Below are 21647 nucleotides of genomic sequence, written 5' to 3'. Positions count from 1 at the left end.
CCTGCGTGTCGCGATGCGGCCATCATCCCTGATTGGCCGCGCGGCGTCAGGCCGGGAAGACGCCCGTCGACAGATATCGATCACCCCGGTCGCAGACCACGAAGACGATCGTCGCGTTCGAGACCTGGCGCGCGATCTGCATCGCGACCCAGCAGGCGCCGGCGGCCGAGATGCCCCCGAACAGGCCTTCCTCGCGCGCCAGGCGGCGGGCCATGTCCTCGGCGTCGGACTGGCCGACCAGCACCAGCTCGTCCACGGTCTCGGGCCGGTAGATCTTGGGCAGATACGCGGCCGGCCACTTGCGGATGCCGGGAATGCGCGAGCCCTCGGCCGGTTGCGCGCCGACGATGCGCACCTCCGGGTTCTTCTCCTTCAGGAAACGCGACACGCCGGTGATCGTGCCGGTCGTGCCCATCGCGCTGACGAAATGCGTGATACGCCCGCCGGTGTCGCGCCAGATCTCGGGCCCGGTGGTTTCGTAGTGGATGCGCGGGTTGTCGTTGTTGGCGAACTGGTCGAGCACCCGGCCCTTCCCGTCGCGCTGCATCTGTTCGGCCAGATCGCGGGCGTATTCCATGCCGCCGGAACGCGGCGTCAGGATCAGTTCGGCCCCGAAGGCCTTCATCGTCTGGGCGCGTTCGACCGAGAGGTCCTCCGGCATGATCAGCACCATGCGGTAGCCCCGGATCGCGGCGGCCATCGCCAGCGCGATGCCGGTGTTGCCGGACGTCGCTTCGATCAGCGTGTCGCCGGGCTTGATCTCGCCACGCTCCTCGGCGCGCCGGATCATGCTGATGGCGGGGCGGTCCTTGACCGAGCCCGCCGGGTTGTTCCCTTCGAGCTTGGCCAGCAGCACGTTGCCGCGCGCCGCCAGTTCGGGCCCCAGCATGCGTTGCAGCCGAACCAGCGGCGTGTTGCCGATGACGTCTTCCAGGGTCGGATAGCTCGTGGGGTCGAAGGCGCTTGCATCACTCATAAGCATGCATTCTCTCAGTGGAGGCGTGTTCCTGCGTGGCATAATGTCTTTCTCATTTCGTGGCTCACCGTTGCCTCCACGGCAACGCTTCCGAACCCCGAAACAGATCATGCAGGCCACCCCCGGTGGCTCCGCACGCAGAAAGTTGCCGTGACGCCCGGATGGCGAAATCGGTAGACGCAGGGGACTCAAAATCCCCCGCCGCAAGGTGTGCCGGTTCGAGTCCGGCTCCGGGCACCACCCTCCAGGTGGTCAGGTCTTGGCAACTCCTCTTCCGCGACTCCTCTTCCAATCGTTCCGCGTTTTTCGGCAGGCCGTTCCGCATGCCAAGCCACGCCACGGACGTCCTGGCCGCCTCTGTCAGGTTCCCGTCATCCCGCTGAAGGGAAAGCCGTGCGCGGCCCGGGTCGGGTCTTGCGCATGCCCGGGCTACACTGGTCCGAACGCATTGGCTTGACCTCATGTCCATTGCGCCTTCCCAACGCGCCGTCCGCGGTGCCTTCTGAAGACGCCTGCCCCATGCCCTTCATTCCTCCGGTGACCAAGGCCTTCATGCTGATCTGCGTGGGCCTGTTCTGTCTCCCGATCGTCATCACGCCGCTGGCGTCGATGAATGTCGGGATGGAGTTGTGGCCGCTGAATTCCGGCAGATTCGAGTTCTGGCAGCCGATCACCTACGCCTTCCTGCATGGCAGCGTCGCCCATCTGTTCTTCAACATGTTCGGGCTCTGGATGTTCGGCTCCGAGCTGGAGACGGTGTGGGGCGGCAAGCGCTACGCGCAACTGCTGGTGGCCAGCGCGCTGACCGCCGCCGCGGCGCAACTGGTGTTCACGCTGCTGATGGGATCGCTCGCGCCCACCGTCGGCGCGTCCGGGGCGCTGTTCGGCCTGCTGCTGTCCTACGGGCTGCTGTTCCCGGACCGGGTCATCATGCCGCTGTTCCCGCCGATCCCGATGAAGGCCAAGTACTTCGTCGCCATCTTCGGCGCGCTCGAACTGTTCCTGGGCATCACCGGCGGCAGCGGCATCGCGCACTTCGCGCACCTGGGCGGCATGCTCGGCGCCTGGCTGATGATCAACTACTGGCGCGGCAGCCGCCGGCGCTGAGCCGTCCTCGCCCTCGGCCCTTCCCTTCAGTCGTCGCGCCCTCTTCAGTCCTCGACGGCGAGCAGCCCCTCGCGCGGCGTCGGGTAGCGCAGCCGCAGGCGCAGCTCGCGCTTGAGGCGCCGGTTGTCCATCCGGCGCGATTCGTTCATGAAGCTCATCTGCATCGGCGAGAACACGCTGGAGGCGTCGGTCCGCGTGACGCGGGACGGTGGCGGCAGGCCGCACACGGTGGCGGCCAGCTCGAAGTAGTCGCCCATCAGCAGCTCGCTGTCGTCGCTCGCGTGCAGGATCCGCTGCGTCGGGCCGCGCATCAGCGCCAGCACGCAGGCGCGCGCCAGGTCGTCGGCCTGGATGTGGTTGGTGTAGACATCGTCCTCGCGCGCCAGCACCGGCAGCCCCTTGCCGAGGCGCTCGCGCGGATGCCCGCCGTCGCGGTTGAACGCGTAGATGCCGGGCACGCGCAGGATCGTCACCGGCGCGCCCGTCGCGCGGCCCCACTGGCGCAACTGGTCCTCGGCATCGACCCGGCGCCAGGCGCGGTCATTGGACGGATTGGGACGGCGCGTCTCGTCGATGCGCGCGCCCCCGCAATCGCCGTAGACCCCGCTCGTGCTCGCGTAGACCAGATGCGCCGGTGCCGCCGAGCGCGACAGCGCCTGCAACAGCCGCCGGGTGCGCTCGTCGGTCCGCCCCTGCGCGGCCGGCGGCGCCAGATGCAGCACGCGGTCCGCGAGCCCCGCGAGCCGCCCCAGCGTCGCGGCGTCGTCGAGGTTGCCGATCAGCGGGATCGCGCCGGCGGTGCGCAGTTCATCGACCCGCGCGGCGCTGCTCGTCAACGCCATCACCGTCCAGCGCCCGGCCAGTTGCCGCAGCACACGCATCCCGACATCGCCGCATCCGACGATCAGCAGACGGCTGCGGCGGCCGCGGCGGTGGACGGAGGGCGAGGCGGGATTGGCACCGGACATGGCGGGTCGAAGCGGGGCTGGGGCAAAATGGCGGGCCAGTTTAGATCGCCTTCATGGCTCGAACGGCTCGCGCCCCGGTCTGCGGACCGCGCGGGCCGTGTCGCTTCGGCTGGCTTCCCTTTCTTCAAGACATTGCGCGGACCTCACCCCGCGCCGACTCCGCATCATGAGCTTCCAGGTCACCGTCCTGCCCGCCGGCCGCAACTTCACCGTCGACGACGACGAAACCGTGCTGGCCGCGGCCATCCGCCAGGGCATCGGCTTGCCCTACGGCTGCAAGGACGGCGCCTGCGGTTCCTGCAAGAGCCGGCTGATGGAGGGTCAGGTCGTGCACGGCGAGCACCAGACCAAGGCGCTGTCGCCTGAAGAAGAAGCCGCCGGCCTGATCCTGACCTGCTGCGCCAAGCCGCAGACGGACTGCACCGTCGAGGCCCGCACCGTGCCCGGCGCCGGCGAGTTCCCGGTGCTGAAGCTGCCCAGCCGCGTGATCACCGTCGAGAAGCCGGCCGGCGACGTCGCCGTGGTCAGGCTCCAGCTGCCGGCCACGCAGAACCTGCAGTACCGGGCCGGCCAGTACGTCGAATTCATCCTGCGCGACGGCGCGCGACGCAGCTACTCGATGGCCAACGCGCCGAGCCGCCTCGGCACGCCGCCGGCGATCGAGCTGCACATCCGCCACATGCCCGGCGGCAAGTTCACCGACCACGTCTTCGGCGCGCTCAAGGAGAAGGACATCCTGCGCATGGAAGGCCCGTTCGGCAGCTTCTTCCTGCGCGAGGACAGCGACAAGCCGATCGTGCTGCTCGCCTCGGGCACGGGCTTCGCGCCGATCAAGGCGATCCTGGAGCGCATCCAGGACGAGGGCATCACCCGGCCCGTGACGCTGTACTGGGGCTGCCGGTCCCAGGCCGACCTCTACCTGCACGACTGGGCCGTGGCGACCGCCGCCGCGATGCCGAGCTTCACCTACGTGCCGGTGCTGTCCGAGCCGAAGGCCGAGGACGGCTGGACCGGCCGCACCGGCTTCGTCCACCAGGTCCTGATGGCGGACCTGCCCGACCTGTCGAAGCACCAGGTCTATGCGTGCGGCGCGCCGGTGATGGTGGAGTCCGCGCAGCGCGACTTCGTCGCGTCCTGCGGCCTGCCCGCCGAAGAGTTCTACGCCGACGCGTTCACGTCCGAATTGGATAAACACGCGGGCTGATCCGGTCCACGTAGCGCCCCGGCAATCCCGCGTTCACGGCGTGACATGTGCCATCCCGGGCGCGACGCTCCATACTTTCGCGCATGAAGCATTTCCCGCCGCCGTACTCCAGCGCCGCGCAGTTCGAACATCAACTGCAGAACCTCGGCCACACCGTCATCGCGCCCGAGAGCCTGACGCACTGGCTGCACTGCCAGGCCGGGGATCTGCGCGCGCTGCAGACCTACTGGAACGACCTGCCCCCGGACGCCTACCTGCGCGACGGCGGCCGCTACCGGTTCCGGCGGCATGCGAGCTTCGTCGTGGACTCGCAGGCCGAGCCGTCGGTGCGTCTGGCGCCGCATCGCGCGCATTGGCAGCCGGTGGACTACAACGCGCTGCACGGCGGCATCGAACGCTGGTTCGAGCCGATGGATCCCGCCGCCGTCGACCTGCCGATCTGGCCGCGGCTGCTGCTGGGACTGGCCTCGGTCGCGGACCGGCTCAAGGGCGCGCGGCCCTGGTTCATCGAGGCGCACCAGTTCCGCATCGACACGGCGGGCGGCATCGGCCGGCCCACGCCCGAGGGCGCGCACCGCGACGGCGTGGACCTGGTGGCGGTGTTCATGCTGGCGCGCCACGGCATCAAGGGCGGCGAGTCGCGCGTCTTCGAAGCGGATGGCCCGCGCGGCCAACGCTTCACGATGATGGAGCCGTGGACGCTGCTGCTGCTCGACGACGAACGCGTCATCCACGAGACCACGCCGATCCAGCCGATCGATCCCGCGCATGCCGGCCATCGTGACACGCTGGTCGTGACGCTGCGCGCGGACGCGTTCATGGGGCGCTGACCAGCGGCACGCCCGGGTCGGGCAGTTCGGCGAAGAAGGTCGAGCCGTTGCCCGGCGAGCTCATCACCCCGACGCTGCCGCCCTGGGCCTCGACGATGCGCTTGCTCAGCGCCAGACCCAGGCCGGTCCCGCGATAGCGGCGGCGTTCTTCCGAAGGCAGCTGCGTGAACTCGGTGAACAGCCGGGGCAGATGCTCGGCCGCGATGCCCGGGCCGGTGTCGCAGACCTCCACCCGGAAGCCGTGTGCCCCGGTGCGCCGGCCGCGCACGACGATCTCGCCGTTCGCCGGCGTGAACTTCCAGGCGTTGGACAGGTAGTTGTAGAGCACCTGACGCAAGCGCAGCGGATCGGTCCAGACGCTCCCCAGTCCGTCATCGATCTCCATCCGGACCGTCATCGCCTTGTCGGTGAAGCTGCCCGCCACCACGTCGACCACTTCGCGCGCCAGCTCGGCGACAGGGGTCGCTTCCGGATGCAGGTCGATCCCGCCGGCCTCGATGCGCGCCATGTCTAGGATGTCGTTGATCAACGCCAGCAGATGGCGGCCGCTGGCCAGGATGTGTCCGCCGTAGCGCTGCACCGCCGGACTGTCCGGCCCGGCGGCGCCGTCGGTCAGCAGCTGGGAGAAGCCGATGATCGCGTTCAGCGGCGTGCGCAGCTCGTGCGACATGTTGGCCAGCACCCGACCCTTCTGCCGGCTGACTTCCAGGATGCGCTTGTTCTCCAGCTCCAGCTCCGCGCTGCGCAGCCGCAGCGCCTGCGAGCGCATCCGCTCGCGGCCCTCGCGGGCGCGGACGATCGCGTAGTCGATGGCCCTCAGCAGCGAGCGCGGGCGCACGTCCTGCTTGGACAGATAGTCCTGCGCGCCGGCCGTCATGCAGGACAGCGCGAGCTGGTCGTCCTCCATGCCCGTGAGCACGACGATCGGCGTATCGCGCGCCTGCGCCCGCACGGCCTTCACGCAGTCGATGCCTTCCCCATCGGGCAGGCGCAGGTCCAGCAGGATGGCCGACATGCGCTGCTGCTGCAGCGCGCGCACGGCCTCGTCCAGCCGCGCGGCCCGCAGCACCGGACGGGGCGGCACCGTGCCGCCCTCGGCCAGCAGGTCGGTGATCAGGTCGGCGTCGCCGTCGTTGTCCTCCACCAGCAGGATCGGCCAGGGCGCGCGTCGAGGCTCGAGGGCCAGGTCGTCGGGCAAGGCGCTCATGGCAGTTTCACCACGGTGAACCAGAAGCCCTCGATCGCCTGCACGATGGACTGGAACGCCACCAGCCCCACCGGCTTGGTCACGTAGCAGTTGGCCCCCAGCTGGTAGCTCCTGACGATGTCGTGCTCGGCGTCGGACGAGGTCAGCACCACCACCGGGATCTCCCGCAGGCCGGGCTCCTGCTTGATGCGCGCCAGCACCTCGCGGCCGGTCACCTTGGGCAGGTTCAGATCGAGCAGGATGAGGTCGGGCGGCATCGCCGCCTCGAATGGCGGCTGGCGCAGCAGCCGCGCCAGCGCCTGCGCGCCGTCGACGGCCACCGCGATGTCCAGCATCAGCTTGCCCTGCTCCAGGGTCTCGATCACCAGATCGGCGTCGCCGGGGTTGTCCTCGACCAGGAGCACGCTCAGCGGCCGGCTCACGAGAACTGCTCCGGTTGGGCTGCGGGCAGCGTGAAGGACACGACGCTGCCGCGCCCCGGCTCCGAGTCGATCCGGATCGTGCCGCCATGCCGTTCGACGATGCGCTTGGCGATCGCCAGGCCGATGCCGCTGCCGTCGTATCGGCCCTGCTCGTGCAGCCGCTGGAACATCTGGAAGACGCGCTCCGCGTACTGCATGTCGATGCCGATGCCGTTGTCGCCGACCCTGAACCGCCAGCGCGGGCCCTCGCGCTGGGCCTCGACGCGCACGCGCGGCGCCGCCTCGGAGCGGAACTTGATGGCATTGCTCACCAGGTTCTGCAGCAGCTGATGCAACTGGACCTCGTCGGCCAGCACGAGCGGCAGCGGCCCGGCGTCGACGGTGCCGCCAGACTCCCTCAGCAGGCGCTGCAGGCCGTGCGTCACCGCGGCGAGCACCTCGTCCGCCGCGACCGGCGCCAGCGGCTTGCCCTGCGATCCCACCCGCGAGTAGGCCAGCAGATCCGCCACCAGCCGCTGCATGCGGCGCGCCCCGTCGGAGGCGTAACGGATGTACTTGTCGGCCCGCTCATCCAACTGGCCCGCATAGCGCTGCGCCAGGAGCTCGGTGTAGTTGGCGACCATGCGCAGCGGCTCCTGCAGATCGTGCGAGGCGACGTAGGCGAACTGCTCCAGGTCCGCGTTGCTGCGCCGGAGCTCGTCCTCGTAACGTTCCCGCGCGCTCTTGCGCTCGGTGATGTCGATGATGGAGGCGAGCGTGCACAGGCCCTCGGCGGTCTCGATCGGACTCAGGCCGATCTCGATCGGCACCTCCTCGCCGCCCTTGCGCCGTCCGAAGAGGTCCCGCCCCGCGCCCATGGGCCGCGTTTCCGGCTGCGCGAAGAACTGCGCGACGTGACGCGGGTGGTCGCCATGGAAGCGGTTGGGGATCAACAGCTCCACCGAGGCGTCGAGCAACTCGTCGCGGGCGTAGCCGAAGAGCTCCTCGGCCTTGCGGTTGACCAGCCGGATCCGGCGCTGGCGATCCACGAGCACGATGGCGCTCGGGATCGCCTCCACGATCGACCGGTACCGGTCGTCGCTGCGATCAGTTGACATGCGGAGCCTCCCTGACGATTGGATTCGTCTTGTGTCCTTCTCCGATGGATAGGTGTAACACGTCGTTGCTCGTGCGCCAATCGCCCGACATGGGGACCTCGGGGTGCTGCGGCGCGGGCGCGACAGGGCGGCTTAAACTCCGGGGCCGGTGCGCCACAAGCGCAGCGGACCCCGCCGGATCGCCGCGATCCGGTCTTCTTCAAGCATCACAAGTGCAGGTTCCCATGAACGCCATCACCGACATCGCCCGCGCGCTCGCCGCCGGCTCGACCGACGCCATCCCCTCCTCCCTCTTCGGCCTGCCCGACCAGGCCCCGCACGAACGCGTGCTGCTGGCCGCCGATCCGGTGACCGGTCTCAAGGCCATCCTGGCGGTGCACAGCACCGCGCGCGGCCCGGCCTTCGGCGGCTGCCGCTTCTGGAGCTACGACAACGAACTGGCCGCGCTGAACGACGCGCTGCGCCTGTCGCAGGGCATGAGCCTGAAGAACGCGCTGGCCAACCTGCCCTTCGGCGGCGGCAAGGCCGTGATCATCAAGCCGCAGGGCGACTTCGACCGCGCCGCGCTGTTCGCGGCCTTCGGTCGCGCAGTGCAGTCGCTGGACGGCGCCTACATCACCGCCGAGGACGTCGGCACCACCACCGCCGACATGCTGGGCATGATGGCGCACACGCAGTACGTCTCGGGCATCCCGCGCGACGGCGCCTTCGGCGGCGACCCCAGCCCCAAGACCGCGTACGGCGTGTTCGTGTCCATCGATGAAGGCGTCAAGCGCGTGCTGCGCCGCGAGTCGCTCGAGGGCGTGCGCGTGGCGCTGCAAGGCCTGGGCGCGGTGGGCTGGCACCTGGCCGAATACCTGCACCGCGCCGGCGCGAAGCTGGTCGTCGCCGACGTGAACGCCGAGAAGGTCGCGCGCGCGCAGACCGAGCTGGGCGCGAAGGCCGTCGGCATCCATGAGATCCTGGCCGCCGACGTCGACGTGGTCGCGCCGTGCGCGCTGGGCGCAACGCTGAACGCGCAGTCCATCCCCGCGCTGCAGGCCGCGCTGATCGCCGGCGCCGCCAACAACCAGCTCGCGACCGCCGCCGACGGCGACGCGCTGCAGGCCCGCGGCATCACCTACCTGCCGGACTACCTCGTGAACGCCGGCGGCATCATCAGCGTCGCGCGCGAGTTCCGCAACGAAGGCGAAGAGAACGCCGTGATGGCCGAGGTCGGCCAGATCCGCGGCCGCGTCGCCGAGCTGCTGGACCGCATCCGCGTCAGTGGCCAGACGCCGGCCCGCGAAGCGGACGCCTGGGCGCGTTCGCTGCTGGTCAAGCCGGCCTGACGACACGGGAGCCGCCGCGCTCCTCGATGACAACGGCGCCTTCAGGGCGCCGTTTTTCGTCTGCCTCCACCACCGTCCGAGGCTGTCCCAACGATGGCTCACGCAATCCGCGTGCCCGCCGCGCACACCCCGTTACATCGGACCGTGTGCCTGATTTCAGCGATCCGGTTGCCTCCCGTCCCCGCCAGGGACTTCATCTCCCCACGCCGGGCTGCCGGTCGCGCACAAGCCCGATGGCATCGACGTATACCGCCGCCTGAGTTCCGCGCAGCCCGTTGCGGAGCCGAACCCAGGAGACCGTCATGACGACGTCCATGAAGTGCTTGAAGTCCATGAAGTCCTTGCCCCTCGCGGCGCTGGCGATCGCGGCCGCGAGCCTTGCGATGCCCGCCGTCGCGCACGACATCGTCTACACCGCGCCGCTGAGCGGCGCGGCCGAGTTCCCGCCGAACGCCTCCGCCGGCACCGGGCTGGCGCGGGTGACCTTCAACGACGACGACTTCACGATGCGCGTGCAGGTCAGCTTCGCCGGGCTGACCGGCACGACGACGGCGGCGCACATCCACTGCTGCACGGCGGTGGCGGGCGCCGGCAACGCGGGCGTCGCGACGACGACGCCGACCTTCCCGAACTTCCCGCTCGGCGTGAGCTCCGGGAGCTACGACCAGACTTTCGACCTGACGCAGACCAGCAGCTGGAACGCGGCCTTCATCAACGCCAACGGCGGCACGATCGCGGGCGCCTTCGCGGCGCTGTCGACGGGGCTGGCGGGCGGCAGTGCCTACCTCAACGTGCACTCGACCTTCGCGCCGGGCGGCGAGATCCGCGGCTTCCTGACTGCGAGCGCGGTGCCCGAGCCGTCGAGCTACGCGCTGATGGTTGCCGGCCTGCTGACGGTCGGCGGACTGGCGCGGCGACGCGCGCGCCGGTCCTGACCCTCCCCCCCCCCAGTCACCGCTGTCATCCCTCGACACACGTCGGGGACACGCCGAGCGTTCGAACCCCGCCCGGCCTCTGTATGCTCGCCCCACAGGAAAGTCCCGCATGATTCCCCCGTGCTGACGCGGCTCCGATTTGGGATGCAGCGCCAGGCGCAAACCGGAGCCATAGCGGGGCTATGGCGAGGATTTGCAACGACGCGATGCGCCCAAATCGGTGCCGCGGCAGCACGGGGGAGGGGCAGGGAGATGGTGATCGAGAGGTTCTGGTTACGCTGGCCCGCGGCGGTACTTGTCTTCGTCGCCGCGACCTGGCTCAACCTGTTCCTCCAGCCCGCGCTCAACAGCCGCGAGCCGCTGCTGCCCTACTTCCCGTCGCTGGTGATCGTCGGGCTGGTCTGCGGCCTCGCCCCGGCGCTGACCTTCCTGGTGGCGGCCAGCCTGGCGATCCTCTACTTCTGGATCGAGCCGGTCGGGCAGATGTTCCCGGTCAACTCGTTCGCGGACGCGGCGATGGTCGTGCTGTTCCTGCTGACCGGCTCGCTGGTCGCGACGGTCTCGGCGTGGGCGGGCCGGCTGATGCAGAAGGAGCGCAACAGCCGGCGCCGTCTCAACCTCGCGCTGGCGGCGGGCCGCATGATCACCTGGGACTGGGACGCGGTCACCGGATTCGCCACCACCGGCGGCGGCGCGAAGCAGCTGTTCGGGCGGAACTGGGCGTCGATGGACGACATGCTCGCCGGCATGTCCGCGCAGGACGCCGCGCGCTTCCGCGACCGCTACCGCTACGCGACGGAGAGCGGCGGCCGCTTCAGCCTGGCCTGCCCGATCACCCGCGCGGACAACGACGAGGTCGTGTGGACGCAGTTCGACGGCTACGTGAGCCTGGACGCGAAGGGCCGCGCGGTGCATGCCTACGGGGTCGCGGTCGACGTCACCTCGCAGCAGGAGGCGCTGCGCGCGAGCCAGGCGGCCGAGGAGCGCTTCCACCTCGCACTGCAGAGCGGCAAGGTGATGGCATGGGAATGCGACGTCCAGGGCCGCTACACCTGGGCCTTCAACACGCCGATGGGCTTCACGCGCGAGGCGCTGATCGGCGCGGAGGTCGGCAGCCTGGTCGGCGAGCCGGAGTTCGCCGGCATCGTCCGCGAGGCGGTGATCACGGGCCAGGCGATGAACCTGGCGCAGCGCACGACGCACGGCGGCAGGACCTACCAGCTGCTGACCTCGCTGCGGCCGATCACGGCGCACGACGGGCAGGTGCAGCGGGTGATCGGCGCGACGGTCGACGTGACCGAGCTGTCCGCCGCGCAGGAGGAACTGCGTCGCGAGAGCGAGCGCAAGGACTCGTTCCTGGCGACGCTGGCGCATGAGCTGCGCAACCCGATGGCGCCGATCCGCTACGCGGTGGCGATGCTGCGGCAGTCGTCGTCCGACGACACCCGCGCGCAGGCCACGGACATCATCGCGCGGCAGTCGGCGCACATGGCGCGGCTGCTCGACGACCTGCTGGACATGAGCCGCATCACGCGCAACGTGGTGGAGCTCAAGCGTCAGGTCATCGACCTGCGCACGGTGGTGAGGCAGGCGCTGGAGGCGATCGAGCCGCTGTACAGCGAGATGAAGCACCGCGTCACGCTGTCGCTGCCGCCGACGCCGGTGCCGGTCGACGGCGATCCGACGCGGCTGCAGCAGGTGCTGGGCAACCTGCTGGACAACGCGGCCAAGTACAGCCCGGAGCCGGGCGAGGTGCACGTGCACGTGGCGGTGGTCGCGGACCGGGCGCAGATCACGGTGACGGACCGGGGCGTGGGCATCGCGCCGGCGATGCAGCCGCGGGTCTTCGAGCTCTTCACGCGGATCGACGCGCGCGGGGCGGCGCCGTCGGGGCTGGGCATCGGCCTGGCCGTGTCGAAGCAGCTCGTGCAGCTGCACAACGGCACGATCACCGCGGCGAGCGAGGGCCTGGGGCACGGCAGCCGCTTCACGGTCACCCTGCCGCTGGCGGACAACGGGCAGACCCCGCACGCGAACGAGCCCGGGGCCGGCGGCGACGGGACACGCCCGACGGCGACGCAGGCGCAGACCCTGGTCCTGGTCGTCGACGACAACGTGGACGCGGCCAACACGCTGGCCGAGGTCCTGCGCGGCGTCGGTTATCGCGCGACGGTCGCGTACAGCGGCGAGGAGGCGCTGGCGGTGTTCGACGACACGCAGCCGCGCGTGGTGCTGCTGGACATCGGGCTGCCGGGGCTCTCCGGGACGGACGTCGCGCGGCGGCTGAGAGCGACGCGCGGCGCCGAGCCGCTCGCGCTGATCGCGATCACCGGCTGGGGTCAGCGCTCCGATCGCGACGCCACGGCGGCCGCGGGCTTCGACGCCCACCTGGTGAAGCCCGTGGAGTTCAACGAGCTGGAGCAGGTGATGCAGGAGCTGCTGGACGCCAGCCACTGACCGGCCGACGGCTCAAGCCAGCAGCGCCGCCCCGATCACCAGGCCCACGACGCCCATCAGCAGCAGCGGCAGATAGAGCCCCGCCAGCAGCCCGCCACGCCAGATCCCGCCCCACCAGCTCGTGCCGTAGACGACCCGCAGCGCGATCACGCCATGCAGCAGCACCAGCGCGGCGATGACCGTCGCCAGCGCGGGCATCACGAGCGCCAGCAGATAGGCGACGAACCAGCAGGCATGCAGGTGCAGCGCGAAGACGAAGTGCTCCGCGTACTTCATCCGCCGTCGCAGGAACATCAGCGCCAGCAGGCCGGCAAAGACCGGCTGCATCAGCAGCATCGCGTAGGGGGCGAGCTTGTCCATGCGCTTCTGCACCTGCGCGACCGAGCCGCCGGCCAGACGCTCGCCGACGTGGTCGAGGCGGCGCTCCCACCAGTTGCAGGTGCTGCCCGGGCTGGAACAACTGCCTTGACGCGCCTGCGCCATGGCCTGTTCGTCGCGCTTGACCGTGAGCATGTGATCGCCCGGCAGCAGATGCACGGCGATGAAGAACACGAAGCTCAGGCTCAGGTACAGGCGCAGCGGCTGGACATAGCGCCGGCGCCGGCCGATGAAGTACTCGCGCGTCAGACGCCCCGGCAGGAACAGCATCGCCCACAAGGTCCGCCACAACGGCCCTTCGAGCGCGACGTAGTGGCCGACGAACTCATGGATGAACTCCCGCATCGAGGCCGCATGCAGATGCGCCTCCTGACCGCAATGGGGACAGAAGTGCCCGCCCGGCTGGAGCGACAGGTCGCAGTTGTGGCAGGTCGCGGCGCCGGAGGTCGGGTGGCGGGCCGGAGAGAGAGGCGTCATTGCAGGCGGCTCCGAAGTCGTCGTGGACGCGCCGGCTGCTCACTCCCTGCCGGCGGCGCGGGCACGATGATAGGTCGGGCGCCCGGGCACGCCGGGCCGGGTTCCCCCGGCACCGCGGCGCTGGCATGCCGGTTGCCTGTTGTCGGCGAGGGCCTCAGGAGGAGGCCGCCAGCACAACAGGAGATCGTCATGACCCATCGCCCCCTGGCCGCCGCCGTCCTCGGCGCTGCCGCCCTGCTGACCGGCCTCGGTGCCGCGGCCCAGTCCGTCGGCAAGGCCTCGGACCCCGAGCGGGACGTCGGCCGCGCCGCGCCGGGGCAGGACAACTCCTACTTCAACGTGACGGCGAAGAACCGCATCCCCGCGCCGCTGCTGCCGCTCAAGAAGGGCCAGTGCGTGATCTGGTATCCCGAGAAGGGCATCGCGGAACACACCGGACCGATGCCGTGCTCGCCGCTGCCCAAGGTGGCACCGGGCGGCTGGCTGATCGCGCCGTCCAAGGATCCGGTGATCCTCGAGGCGGCGGTCTATCACGCGGAGAACCCCGGCGTCGTCATCGCGCGCGGGTCCTTCGACGCGCGCACGCGCTACCTCGTGCGCACGCTGGATCCGGACAGCAAGATGGACGTGGAAAAGGCCCAGAAGGGCCAGCAGGGCCAGAAGGGACGCTGAACGCCTCCGCGTCTTCGCGCTCCCGATCCGTCAGGGCAGCACCTTCACCTTGATGTTGCGGAAGTGCGCCTCGCTCTCCGGATCGTGGCCCTGCAGCGCGAAGGTGCCGCTGGCCAGGTAGCGCTTCTCCAGGCCCTTCTTGCGGACGAGGGGCGACTCTTCGGTGTAGTCGGCCGTCTTCTCGCTGTTGACGAAGGTGGTGACGTGCTTGCCTTCGACGCGCACGGTCAGCGTGAACCACTGGTGGTCCGGCGACACGACCTTCATGTAGTCCTGCACGCCCCACAGGCCGCCGGTGCGGCTGGGGTCGCTGTGGGAGTTGTTGACCTGCACCTCATAGCCCAGCTCGGGCCAGCCCACCTCCTGCCACCTGGTGTGGAAGTAGACGCCGGAGTTGGCCTTGGGGAAGGTCATCACGTCGACCTTCAGCTCGAAGTTCCTGAAGTCGTGCTGCTGCACCGGCCCCATGTAGAACAGGTGCGAACGCGGGCCGCGGACGACGATGGCGCCGTCCTTCACGCTGAAGGAGCCGGGCTGGTCGCTGGCGCGCCAGTGGTCCAGGCTCTTGCCGTCGAACAGCAGTTGCCAGCCGGCGGCGGTCTCCTCGGCGGTGAGCGTGTTGGGCATGTCGGCGGCGTGGACAGTGGCGGACAGGGTGAAGGCGGCAGCAGCCGCGGCGACAACGGGAGCAAGGCGCATCAGGCGACTCCAACGATCTGCAGGACCTTGAGGGGCGGGCCGTCGAAGGTGACGGAGGGGATGTTGCCGACGAAGCCGACGTCCTTCATGCCGTCGGGCGTCGTGTAGAAGCCGCCGGCGGTCAGGTCGCGGAAGCGCTTGAAGAAGCGCGCGGCGGTGGCGAACTCGGGCTTGGCCGTTTCGGTCCAGCAGATGTCGTCGGCGATCTGAGATTGCTGGGCGACATCGAGCTGGTCGAAGCGCTTGCCGCCGAAGCGCCGGTGGCTCTCGGCCTCCAGCCAGTCCAGGCCGTTCACGATGACGGGCTTGTCCTTGGCCTGGTTGGGATACGGCGCGCTGACCCATTCGTCGATGAAGCGGTGCACCTGCAATTGCGCGGCGCTGGGCGACTGGTCGTCGGCCGGGATGATCAGGCCGCACAGCGCCTGCGCGGTGCGGTTCTGCGCGGCGTTGAAAGTCAACGGCCACAGCTCGCCGGACTGGTAGCTCTTCGTCAGCGTGGGGTCGGTGCCGTAGCCCTTGGGCTTGCCACCGATGCCCGCCTTGCCACCCTTGGTGGCGGGCGTGGCACCGGCCGACACGTCGACGCTGAGCGCCGCGGCGGCGGCCAGCATCCATTGCAGGGTCGTTCTGCGGTCCATGCTCAGAGCTCCTTCTTGCGGAAGCGGTCGACGATGTGGTCGGCCTGGCGCCAGGCCAGCGCCATGATGGTCAGCGTGGGGTTCTTGTCGGCGTTGGAGGCGAAAGGCGCACCGTCGGACAGGAACAGGTTGGGCACGTCCCAGGTCTGGCCCCAGCCGTTGGTGACGGAGGTCCTGGCGTCCGCGCCCATGATGGCGCCGCCGACCTCGTGGATGATCGAGCCGCCGGGCGCGATGGCCTTGCGGCCGTCCAGCTCGGGACCGCCGTCGAGCACCCGGCCGCCCATGGCCGCGATGATCTCGGCGAAGGTCTTCTGCATGTGGGCGGCCTGGCGGGTTTCGTGCTCGGCCCACTGCCAGTGGAAACGCGGCACGGGAATGCCGAAGCGGTCTTTCGTCGTCGGGTCGATCTCGCAGAACGAGTGCTCGTTGGGGATCATCTCGCCGCGGCCGGAGAGATACACGAACGAGCCGAAGGTGCGGCGCACGTCCTGCTTGAACGTCGCGCCGTAGCTGCCCTTCGTCAGCCATTCCAGGTTCGCGCCGGTGCTGGCGCCGGGCATGCGGCGGCCGGTGCCCAGCTCGATGTGATAACCGCGGGGGAAACCCAGGCCCTTCTCGGCCCAGCCCTTGCCCTGCCGGCCGTACAGCCACCAGGGGGCGTACATGTGCGAGCCCCCTGCCCCGTCTTCGTTGTGCGGGGGCAGGTTCTCCAGCAGCGGCACCTGACCGGACAGGTCGCTGCCGACGGTGTCCATCACGTACTTGCCGACCTTGCCGCTGCTGTTGGCCAGGCCCTGCGGATAGGCGCTGGTCTTGCTGTTGAGCAGGATGCGCACCGACTCGCAGGCGCTGGCGGACAGCACGACCGCGCGGCCCCTGGCCTCGATGTGCTTGCCGGTCTTGCGATCGACGAAGCGCACGCCGCTGGCCTTGCCGTCCTTGGTGGTCACCTCGTAGACCATGGCGTCGCACAGCACGTCGAGGTTGCCGCTGGCGAGCGCCGGCGGCAGGTGCACCGCAGGGCTCTGGTAGGTCGCGCCGATGGAGCAGCCGCGCGAGCACGGCGTGGCCCAGAAGCAGGCGGCGCGCTCGCGCATGGACTGCGCGACCAGCGCCTGCGCGCGCGGGTTGCCGGGATGCAGCAGCGCGGGGAGGCGGGTGTCGTCGAGCTTCGCCGTCAGCACCGCGCGGTGGATGGGCACCACCGGGATGCCGAGCTTGCCGGCGCGCTGGGCGATGAGGCGTTCACCCACGCGCGCGGCGGGCGCGGGCAGCAGGCAGCCGTCGGGCGAATCGGGCGTGTTCTCCAGGCCCTCGTTGCTGCCGTAGATGCCCACCAGCATCTCGACCTTGTCGTAGTACGGGGCCAGGTCTTCATAGCCGATCGGCCAGTCGAAGCCCAGGCCGTCGCGGCTGTGCGGCTTGAAGTCGTAGGGCCCGTTGCGCAGCGAGATGCGGCCCCAATGATTCGTGCGGCCGCCCAGCATGCGGGCGCGCCACCAGTCGAAGCGCTGCTCCTCGTTGTCGGAGGCCTGCGTGTAGGGCTCGCCCGGCACCTGCCAGCCGCCGTCCACGGTCGCGTCGTAGAAGCCGAAGGGCTTGTCCGGCGTGCCCGCGCCGCGCAGCGGGGCGTCGTGCGAAGCCTGGAACATCGGCGTCTCGGTGCGGAAGTCGTAGTACCGGCCGGCTTCCAGCATCAGCACCTTCACGCCCTCGAGGGCCAGCGTGTAGGCCGTCTGGCCGCCGCCGGCACCCGAGCCGACGACGATGACGTCGTAGTCGCGCGCCATGTTGCGCGTCGTCACAAAACCCATGCGCCCCTCCTGAACAGGTCGGCGGAGTGTGCCACCGGCTCCCGCGTGCCTGGCGGCCGCCCATCGTGGCCGTGCGTCCTACGCGCGCCTGCGTTCCAGGCTGACGTCGCCGCCGGGCACGGGGACCTAGGCTGTGCCTATGGGATTCCACCGACTCCTCGGGCGCCTGGCGATGACGCCCTTCTCCAAGGCCTTGCCCGCGATGGGCGACACGGAACGTGCCGCGCTCGAAGCCGGCACGGTGGGCTTCGAGGGCCAGCTCTTCGCCGGCCAGCCCGATTTCGATGTGCTGATCGCGCGAGGTCCCAATCGCCTCACCGACGAGGAGCGTCGTTTCCTCGATCACGAGGTGAGCACGCTCATCGGCATGCTCGACGACCACGCCATCGACACGGCCGGCGACCTGCCGCCCGAGGTGTGGCGGTACCTGCGCGAGCACCGCTTCTTCGGGATGATCATTCCCAAGGAATACGGCGGCCTGGGCTTCGGCCACTACGCGCACGCCGAGGTCGTGACCCGCATCGCCACCGTCAACACCGCCTGCGCGGTGACGGTGATGGTGCCCAATTCGCTGGGCCCGGCCGAACTGCTGCTGCGCTACGGCACGCCGGCCCAGCAGCAGCACTACCTGCCGCGCCTGGCCGATGGCCGCGAACTGCCCTGCTTCGGCCTCACCTCGCCGTACGCGGGGTCGGACGCCGCCTCCATCCCCGACCGCGGCGTACTCACCGAGCGCGTCATCGACGGCCGCTCGGTGCGTGGCTTCAGCGTGCGCTTCGACAAGCGCTACATCACGCTCGCGCCGGTGGCCAGCGTGGTGGGCCTCGCCTTCCAGGCGATCGATCCCTCGCGGCCCGAAGGTCAGCAGGAACTCGGCATCACCTGCGCGCTGCTGCCCGTGCCCACGCCCGGCATGGAGATCGGTCACCGCCACCGTCCGATGGACTCGGCCTTCATGAACGGCCCGATCCGCGGCGAGGACGTCTTCGTGCCCATGGACTGGGTGATCGGCGGCGAGGAACGTGTCGGCCAGGGCTGGCGCATGCTGATGGAATGCTTGGCCGCCGGCCGCGCCATCTCGCTGCCGGCGCTGGGCGCGGCGATGCAGCAGACGGCGCTGTTCGTGGTCAACGGCTACGGCCAGGTGCGCGAGCAGTTCGGCCTGCCCATCGGACGATTCCACGCGATCGCGGGCATCACCGCGCAGATGGCCGCGCGGCTCTACGCCACCGACGCCGCGCGGCGCTACACCGCCGCGGCGCTCGATGCCGGCGAGCAACCCAGCGTCGCCAGCGCGATCCTCAAGGTGCAGCTCACCGAGGCGGGACGCCGCGCGGTCAACGACGGCATGGACGTGCTCGGCGGCAAGGGGATCATCTCCGGGCCGCGCAACCTGCTGGGCGTGGCCTACCGCCATGCGCCCATCGCGATCACGGTGGAAGGCGCCAACCTGCTCTCGCGGGCGCTGATCATCTTCGGCCAGGGCGCGACGCGCTGCCATCCCTTCGTGCTGGAGGAGATGTCGGCCGTGCAGGCCAAGGACGAGGAGCGACTCGGCCGCGCGCTCGCGGGCCATGTCGGCCATGTGATGCGCAACCTCTGGCGCAGCCTGGCGCACACGCCGCTGCGCGGGAAGCCGCCGGCCGACCTGCGCGCCGAGGCGACGCTCATCGCCTCGCTGTCGGCCCGCTACGCGCTCACCGCCGACCTTGCCATGGGTCTGCTGGGGGGCAAGCTCAAGCGCATGGAGCTGCTGTCGGCGCGGCTGGGCGACGTGCTCGCCGCGCTCTACCTCGCGGCCGCCTGCGTGTGGCGCTATCAGGTCGAGAACGACCCGGCGACGCTGCCCGTGGCGCGGGCAGCGATCCGTCTGCAGCTGTACGAGGCCGCGACGCTGCTGCGCGAGCTTTACGCCAACCTGCCCTCGCGCTTGCTGCGCGCGGTGGCGCCGATGCTGCTGCACGGCACCGGCCACCTCGCCCCGTTGCGCGACCGCGAGGCCATCGCGCTGGCCGACGCGCTGCGCACGCAGCCGGAGCTGGTGCGCCGTCTGTGCCCCGACGTCTCGCGTCCGAAGCACGGCGGCCTGCTCGACCTGATGAGCGCGCTGGATGCGGCCCGCAAGCTGGGCGACGAGGTGCCCGAGCTCAACAAGGCGCTGCGCCGCTCCGGTTCGCTGGAAGAGGTGGCGCGTGGCTCACGCGATCCCGACGCGGCGCTGGCCTATCTGCGAGCCGCGGCGCAGGTGATTGCCGTGGATGAGGACGAGCCCCGAAGCGCTGGCGACGTTGAACGGATTCAGCCGCGTCTGCGCATCTCGGCCGGATAGGGTCCGCGCGACATCACTGCATTGCTGCATCAAGTCGGTCGGTCCGGCTCCGCGCTAGTACATTCGCGATTCAAGGCGCCGAACACCCGGCCCGCGCATCGCCTCCCAGCCCGCGCATCACCGAGCCGCTGCAATGCCAAAGCTCAATACCGCTCTCTGGACCGACCATCCCGGCGTCGTCAATCGCTTCTCCGGACAGAATGATGGTCCCTATGCCGAGCTTGTCCTCGGTGACCAGGCCGGCCTGACGCAGTTCGGCGCGCGGCTCGAACGCCTCCCGGCGGGTTCTCGTTCCTCGCATCGACACTGGCACGAAACGGAAGATGAATTCGTGTACGTGCTTTCCGGCGAGCTGGTGCTCATCGAGAACGAAGAGTCCGTTCTGCATGCCGGAGAGGCCGCCGCCTGGGCCGCGGGGTCGCCTGTGGCTCACTGCCTGGAGAATCGAACCACCTCCGATGCTGTGTACCTCGTTGTAGGCACCCGGGCATTGACAGGGACCGTCCACTACCCGGACCACGACGTCGTCCTGCATCACGACGGCAGCGGACGCCGTTTTACCAGAAGCGATGGTTCCCCCATCGAGCGTGAGTAGGCACCAGCCGGAGTTCCAGCCCCGGAGGCACGCCCCGCGATTCGCCGCTCAGCTACATCGTCGAGAGCACCGGCACGACACCAGCGCGGTCATGGTCTGAATCGGGCCTGCGCCTTGCGGCGCCTTCGCAACGAATGGCCCCGTCGGCCTAGGAACCGATCTGATTCTTCACCTCCGGAATGCCGCGATCGTGCCGTGGACCGCGCCAGACGCGGCGTTGGCAATCATCATGGCCACGGCGCCGCGATGGCGCAGTCCGGGAGGTCACGATGTCGCGCTTGAGTCTCTGGGTTCTGATCGTGCTGGCGACGCTGTGCTGGGCGGTGTCGGGCGGCGTCCGACGTGCGTTGCCGCCGCAGCGCGTCGTCATCCAGGCGGGGCCGCCCGGTGGATCGTTCGACAACCATGCCCACCGCTACGCCGAGCATCTGCGCGCGCATGGCCTGCAGGCCGAGGTGCGCAACCAGAACGACAGCCTGCGCATCATCGACAAGCTCGACACGTCCAGCACCGGCGTGCACATCGGCTTCACCGCGCAGCGCGTCGATGCGGCGCGGCATCCGCAGGTCCTGTCGGCGGGCGTGGTCGAACTGCAGCCGCTGTTCCTGTTCCTGCGCCGCGAAGGGTCGGAACCGGCCACGCTGGCCGGCCTGAAGGGCCGCCGACTGGTCATGCCGCTCGAGGGGAGCGCGACCGCGCAAGCCGCCCACGATGTGCTGGCGCGCTACGGCGTCAGCGCGGCCAATGCCACCTTCTCATTCCGGCAGATGAGCGAGGCCGTCGACGCCCTGCAGCGCGGCGAGCACGAGGCCGGCTTCTTCATGCTGGCGCCCGACAACGCGCTGGTGCGCAAGCTCGCGGTCGATCCGGGGCTGCAGATGTTCTCGCTGAGCGACAGCCGGGGCATCGCCCGCAACCTGGACTACCTGAAGCCCGCGACGCTGGTGCGCGGCGCCTTCGACCTGCAGGGGCCGCTGCCGCCGCGCGACGTATCGCTGGTGGGCGCGACGGTCAACGTCGTCGTCCGCGAGGACCTCCATCCCGCCGTGCTCTATGCGCTGCTGCAGGCGATGAACGAGGTGCACAAGGGCCAGACACTGGTGTCCGATCCGGGCGACTACCCGCGCCAGACCGGCGCGGCATTGCCGGTGCATCCGCTGGCGCTGGAATGGGCCAAAAGCGGCACGCCCTGGCTGTACGAGCACCTGCCCGCCGCGGTGGCCGGCGTCGTCGATGCCTATTGGGGACCGGTGCTGGTCCTGGTGGCGGTGGTATCGGCCTTCGGCACGCTCACCTCGCTGACCGGCTTCATCGAGGCCGCGTTGCTCGGCATCGCGCTGCGGTGGCTGGGCTGGCTGCAGCGGCGTGTCGATCGCGGGGGACGCCCCGGCTGGGGTGGACGGATGCTGTTCCGGATGGTCGAGCCGGTGATCCTGCGCCAGGGCCAGGAGCAGATCGCGCGTGATCGGCTGGAGCGTTTGCGTCCGCACATGTCGGCGGGCTGA

Annotated in this window: 20 protein-coding genes and 1 tRNA gene; 11 read left to right on the top strand and 10 right to left on the bottom strand. The window is 70.0% G+C overall.

The window, feature by feature from the left end; genetic code table 11:
- Positions 1–46: 46 nt before the first annotated feature.
- On the bottom strand, positions 47–976 hold the full coding sequence (cysM, locus tag AC07PR_RS09200; protein ID WP_067274271.1) for a cysteine synthase CysM: 930 nt from the start codon (positions 974–976) through the stop codon (positions 47–49).
- A gap of 155 nt (positions 977–1131) precedes the next feature.
- Here cysM and AC07PR_RS09195 point away from each other — a divergent pair.
- Positions 1132–1216, top strand: a tRNA-Leu gene (locus AC07PR_RS09195).
- A gap of 279 nt (positions 1217–1495) precedes the next feature.
- Positions 1496–2083, top strand: a complete 588-nt coding sequence (locus AC07PR_RS09190; protein WP_377153889.1) for a rhomboid family intramembrane serine protease — start codon at positions 1496–1498, stop codon at positions 2081–2083.
- 44 nt (positions 2084–2127) lie between these two features.
- On the opposite strand, the gene AC07PR_RS09185 is transcribed toward AC07PR_RS09190, so the two are convergent.
- On the bottom strand, positions 2128–3051 hold the full coding sequence (locus tag AC07PR_RS09185; RefSeq protein WP_495135086.1) for an NAD-dependent epimerase/dehydratase family protein: 924 nt from the start codon (positions 3049–3051) through the stop codon (positions 2128–2130).
- A 166-nt stretch (positions 3052–3217) separates the two neighbouring features.
- Between AC07PR_RS09185 and AC07PR_RS09180 the strand changes: the two genes are divergently transcribed.
- Both AC07PR_RS09180 and AC07PR_RS09175 read left to right on the top strand, forming a co-directional pair.
- On the top strand, positions 3218–4255 hold the full coding sequence (locus AC07PR_RS09180) for a CDP-6-deoxy-delta-3,4-glucoseen reductase (protein WP_495135085.1): 1038 nt from the start codon (positions 3218–3220) through the stop codon (positions 4253–4255).
- Between the two features lie 83 nt (positions 4256–4338).
- Complete coding sequence (locus tag AC07PR_RS09175) at positions 4339–5085, top strand: 2OG-Fe dioxygenase family protein (RefSeq protein WP_377153883.1); 747 nt, start codon at positions 4339–4341, stop codon at positions 5083–5085.
- On the opposite strand, the gene AC07PR_RS09170 is transcribed toward AC07PR_RS09175, so the two are convergent.
- The 3 genes from AC07PR_RS09170 to AC07PR_RS09160 are packed head-to-tail and all read right to left on the bottom strand — an operon-like array spanning position 5072 to position 7811.
- Positions 5072–6292 carry a hybrid sensor histidine kinase/response regulator gene (locus tag AC07PR_RS09170; protein WP_495135084.1) on the bottom strand — a complete coding sequence of 407 codons (1221 nt, stop codon included), beginning with the start codon at positions 6290–6292 and terminating at the stop codon, positions 5072–5074. The genes AC07PR_RS09175 and AC07PR_RS09170 overlap by 14 nt on opposite strands.
- Positions 6289–6714, bottom strand: coding sequence for a response regulator (locus tag AC07PR_RS09165; RefSeq protein WP_377153878.1), 426 nt, complete (start codon positions 6712–6714; stop codon positions 6289–6291). Before AC07PR_RS09165 ends, AC07PR_RS09170 begins: the two co-directional genes overlap by 4 nt.
- A complete protein-coding gene (locus tag AC07PR_RS09160; protein ID WP_495135083.1) occupies positions 6711–7811 on the bottom strand; it encodes a sensor histidine kinase in 1101 nt (366 codons plus the stop codon). The genes AC07PR_RS09165 and AC07PR_RS09160 overlap by 4 nt, the downstream gene beginning before the upstream one ends.
- Before the next feature lie 224 nt (positions 7812–8035).
- Here AC07PR_RS09160 and AC07PR_RS09155 point away from each other — a divergent pair, with 224 nt between their 5' ends.
- Positions 8036–9142 carry a Glu/Leu/Phe/Val family dehydrogenase gene (locus AC07PR_RS09155; protein ID WP_377153872.1) on the top strand — a complete coding sequence of 369 codons (1107 nt, stop codon included), beginning with the start codon at positions 8036–8038 and terminating at the stop codon, positions 9140–9142.
- 193 nt (positions 9143–9335) lie between these two features.
- Here the strand turns inward: AC07PR_RS09155 and AC07PR_RS09150 are convergent, their stop codons facing one another.
- Positions 9336–9476: a hypothetical protein gene (locus AC07PR_RS09150; protein WP_377153869.1), complete on the bottom strand. Its 141-nt coding sequence runs from the start codon at positions 9474–9476 to the stop codon at positions 9336–9338.
- Between AC07PR_RS09150 and AC07PR_RS09145 the strand changes: the two genes are divergently transcribed.
- Positions 9475–10077 (top strand): CHRD domain-containing protein, encoded by a 603-nt coding sequence (locus tag AC07PR_RS09145; protein WP_483106973.1) that lies wholly within the window; start codon positions 9475–9477, stop codon positions 10075–10077. The two genes, AC07PR_RS09150 and AC07PR_RS09145, sit on opposite strands and share 2 nt — an antisense overlap.
- A 252-nt stretch (positions 10078–10329) precedes the next feature.
- The gene (locus AC07PR_RS09140; RefSeq protein WP_495135082.1) at positions 10330–12534 is read left to right on the top strand and encodes a hybrid sensor histidine kinase/response regulator; all 2205 of its coding nucleotides are present in this window, start codon (positions 10330–10332) and stop codon (positions 12532–12534) included.
- 12 nt (positions 12535–12546) lie between these two features.
- Here AC07PR_RS09140 and AC07PR_RS09135 read toward each other — a convergent pair whose 3' ends face one another.
- Positions 12547–13389, bottom strand: a complete 843-nt coding sequence (locus tag AC07PR_RS09135) for a DUF3667 domain-containing protein (RefSeq protein ID WP_495135081.1) — start codon at positions 13387–13389, stop codon at positions 12547–12549.
- A gap of 189 nt (positions 13390–13578) precedes the next feature.
- Between AC07PR_RS09135 and AC07PR_RS09130 the strand changes: the two genes are divergently transcribed.
- A complete protein-coding gene (locus AC07PR_RS09130; protein ID WP_495135080.1) occupies positions 13579–14061 on the top strand; it encodes a hypothetical protein in 483 nt (160 codons plus the stop codon).
- Between the two features lie 30 nt (positions 14062–14091).
- On the opposite strand, the gene AC07PR_RS09125 is transcribed toward AC07PR_RS09130, so the two are convergent.
- From AC07PR_RS09125 to AC07PR_RS09115, 3 genes are read right to left on the bottom strand one after another with little or no spacing between them, the layout of a single operon-like run.
- Complete coding sequence (locus AC07PR_RS09125) at positions 14092–14760, bottom strand: 3-keto-disaccharide hydrolase (RefSeq protein WP_483106977.1); 669 nt, start codon at positions 14758–14760, stop codon at positions 14092–14094.
- Positions 14760–15401 (bottom strand): gluconate 2-dehydrogenase subunit 3 family protein, encoded by a 642-nt coding sequence (locus AC07PR_RS09120; protein ID WP_495135079.1) that lies wholly within the window; start codon positions 15399–15401, stop codon positions 14760–14762. Before AC07PR_RS09120 ends, AC07PR_RS09125 begins: the two co-directional genes overlap by 1 nt.
- Positions 15402–15403: 2 nt before the next feature.
- On the bottom strand, positions 15404–17218 hold the full coding sequence (locus AC07PR_RS09115) for a GMC family oxidoreductase (protein ID WP_495135078.1): 1815 nt from the start codon (positions 17216–17218) through the stop codon (positions 15404–15406).
- Positions 17219–17357: 139 nt separating this feature from the next.
- Between AC07PR_RS09115 and AC07PR_RS09110 the strand changes: the two genes are divergently transcribed.
- The 3 genes from AC07PR_RS09110 (at position 17358) to AC07PR_RS09100 (ending at position 21647) form a co-directional block, all read left to right on the top strand.
- Positions 17358–19547, top strand: coding sequence for an acyl-CoA dehydrogenase (locus AC07PR_RS09110; RefSeq protein ID WP_495135077.1), 2190 nt, complete (start codon positions 17358–17360; stop codon positions 19545–19547).
- A 133-nt stretch (positions 19548–19680) separates the two neighbouring features.
- Entirely contained in the window at positions 19681–20142 is a 462-nt protein-coding gene (locus AC07PR_RS09105; RefSeq protein WP_483106981.1) for a cupin domain-containing protein, read from the top strand.
- A gap of 278 nt (positions 20143–20420) precedes the next feature.
- The gene (locus AC07PR_RS09100) at positions 20421–21647 is read left to right on the top strand and encodes a TAXI family TRAP transporter solute-binding subunit (protein WP_377153850.1); all 1227 of its coding nucleotides are present in this window, start codon (positions 20421–20423) and stop codon (positions 21645–21647) included.

Source organism: Roseateles sp. GW821-FHT09H11 (assembly GCF_059415845.1).
This window is presented reverse-complemented; position numbering and strand designations above follow the sequence as displayed.

What these genes read in the sequence shown, in the direction of transcription:
- cysM (WP_067274271.1), bottom strand. Translation starts at nt 976, where the DNA reads ATGAGTGATGCAAGCGCCTTCGACCCCACGAGCTATCCGACCCTGGAA.
- AC07PR_RS09190 (WP_377153889.1), top strand. Translation starts at nt 1,496, where the DNA reads ATGCCCTTCATTCCTCCGGTGACCAAGGCCTTCATGCTGATCTGCGTG.
- AC07PR_RS09185 (WP_495135086.1), bottom strand. Translation starts at nt 3,051, where the DNA reads ATGTCCGGTGCCAATCCCGCCTCGCCCTCCGTCCACCGCCGCGGCCGC.
- AC07PR_RS09180 (WP_495135085.1), top strand. Translation starts at nt 3,218, where the DNA reads ATGAGCTTCCAGGTCACCGTCCTGCCCGCCGGCCGCAACTTCACCGTC.
- AC07PR_RS09175 (WP_377153883.1), top strand. Translation starts at nt 4,339, where the DNA reads ATGAAGCATTTCCCGCCGCCGTACTCCAGCGCCGCGCAGTTCGAACAT.
- AC07PR_RS09170 (WP_495135084.1), bottom strand. Translation starts at nt 6,292, where the DNA reads ATGAGCGCCTTGCCCGACGACCTGGCCCTCGAGCCTCGACGCGCGCCC.
- AC07PR_RS09160 (WP_495135083.1), bottom strand. Translation starts at nt 7,811, where the DNA reads ATGTCAACTGATCGCAGCGACGACCGGTACCGGTCGATCGTGGAGGCG.
- AC07PR_RS09155 (WP_377153872.1), top strand. Translation starts at nt 8,036, where the DNA reads ATGAACGCCATCACCGACATCGCCCGCGCGCTCGCCGCCGGCTCGACC.
- AC07PR_RS09145 (WP_483106973.1), top strand. Translation starts at nt 9,475, where the DNA reads ATGAAGTCCTTGCCCCTCGCGGCGCTGGCGATCGCGGCCGCGAGCCTT.
- AC07PR_RS09150 (WP_377153869.1), bottom strand. Translation starts at nt 9,476, where the DNA reads ATGGACTTCAAGCACTTCATGGACGTCGTCATGACGGTCTCCTGGGTT.
- AC07PR_RS09140 (WP_495135082.1), top strand. Translation starts at nt 10,330, where the DNA reads ATGGTGATCGAGAGGTTCTGGTTACGCTGGCCCGCGGCGGTACTTGTC.
- AC07PR_RS09135 (WP_495135081.1), bottom strand. Translation starts at nt 13,389, where the DNA reads ATGACGCCTCTCTCTCCGGCCCGCCACCCGACCTCCGGCGCCGCGACC.
- AC07PR_RS09130 (WP_495135080.1), top strand. Translation starts at nt 13,579, where the DNA reads ATGACCCATCGCCCCCTGGCCGCCGCCGTCCTCGGCGCTGCCGCCCTG.
- AC07PR_RS09125 (WP_483106977.1), bottom strand. Translation starts at nt 14,760, where the DNA reads ATGCGCCTTGCTCCCGTTGTCGCCGCGGCTGCTGCCGCCTTCACCCTG.
- AC07PR_RS09120 (WP_495135079.1), bottom strand. Translation starts at nt 15,401, where the DNA reads ATGGACCGCAGAACGACCCTGCAATGGATGCTGGCCGCCGCCGCGGCG.
- AC07PR_RS09115 (WP_495135078.1), bottom strand. Translation starts at nt 17,218, where the DNA reads ATGGGTTTTGTGACGACGCGCAACATGGCGCGCGACTACGACGTCATC.
- AC07PR_RS09110 (WP_495135077.1), top strand. Translation starts at nt 17,358, where the DNA reads ATGGGATTCCACCGACTCCTCGGGCGCCTGGCGATGACGCCCTTCTCC.
- AC07PR_RS09105 (WP_483106981.1), top strand. Translation starts at nt 19,681, where the DNA reads ATGCCAAAGCTCAATACCGCTCTCTGGACCGACCATCCCGGCGTCGTC.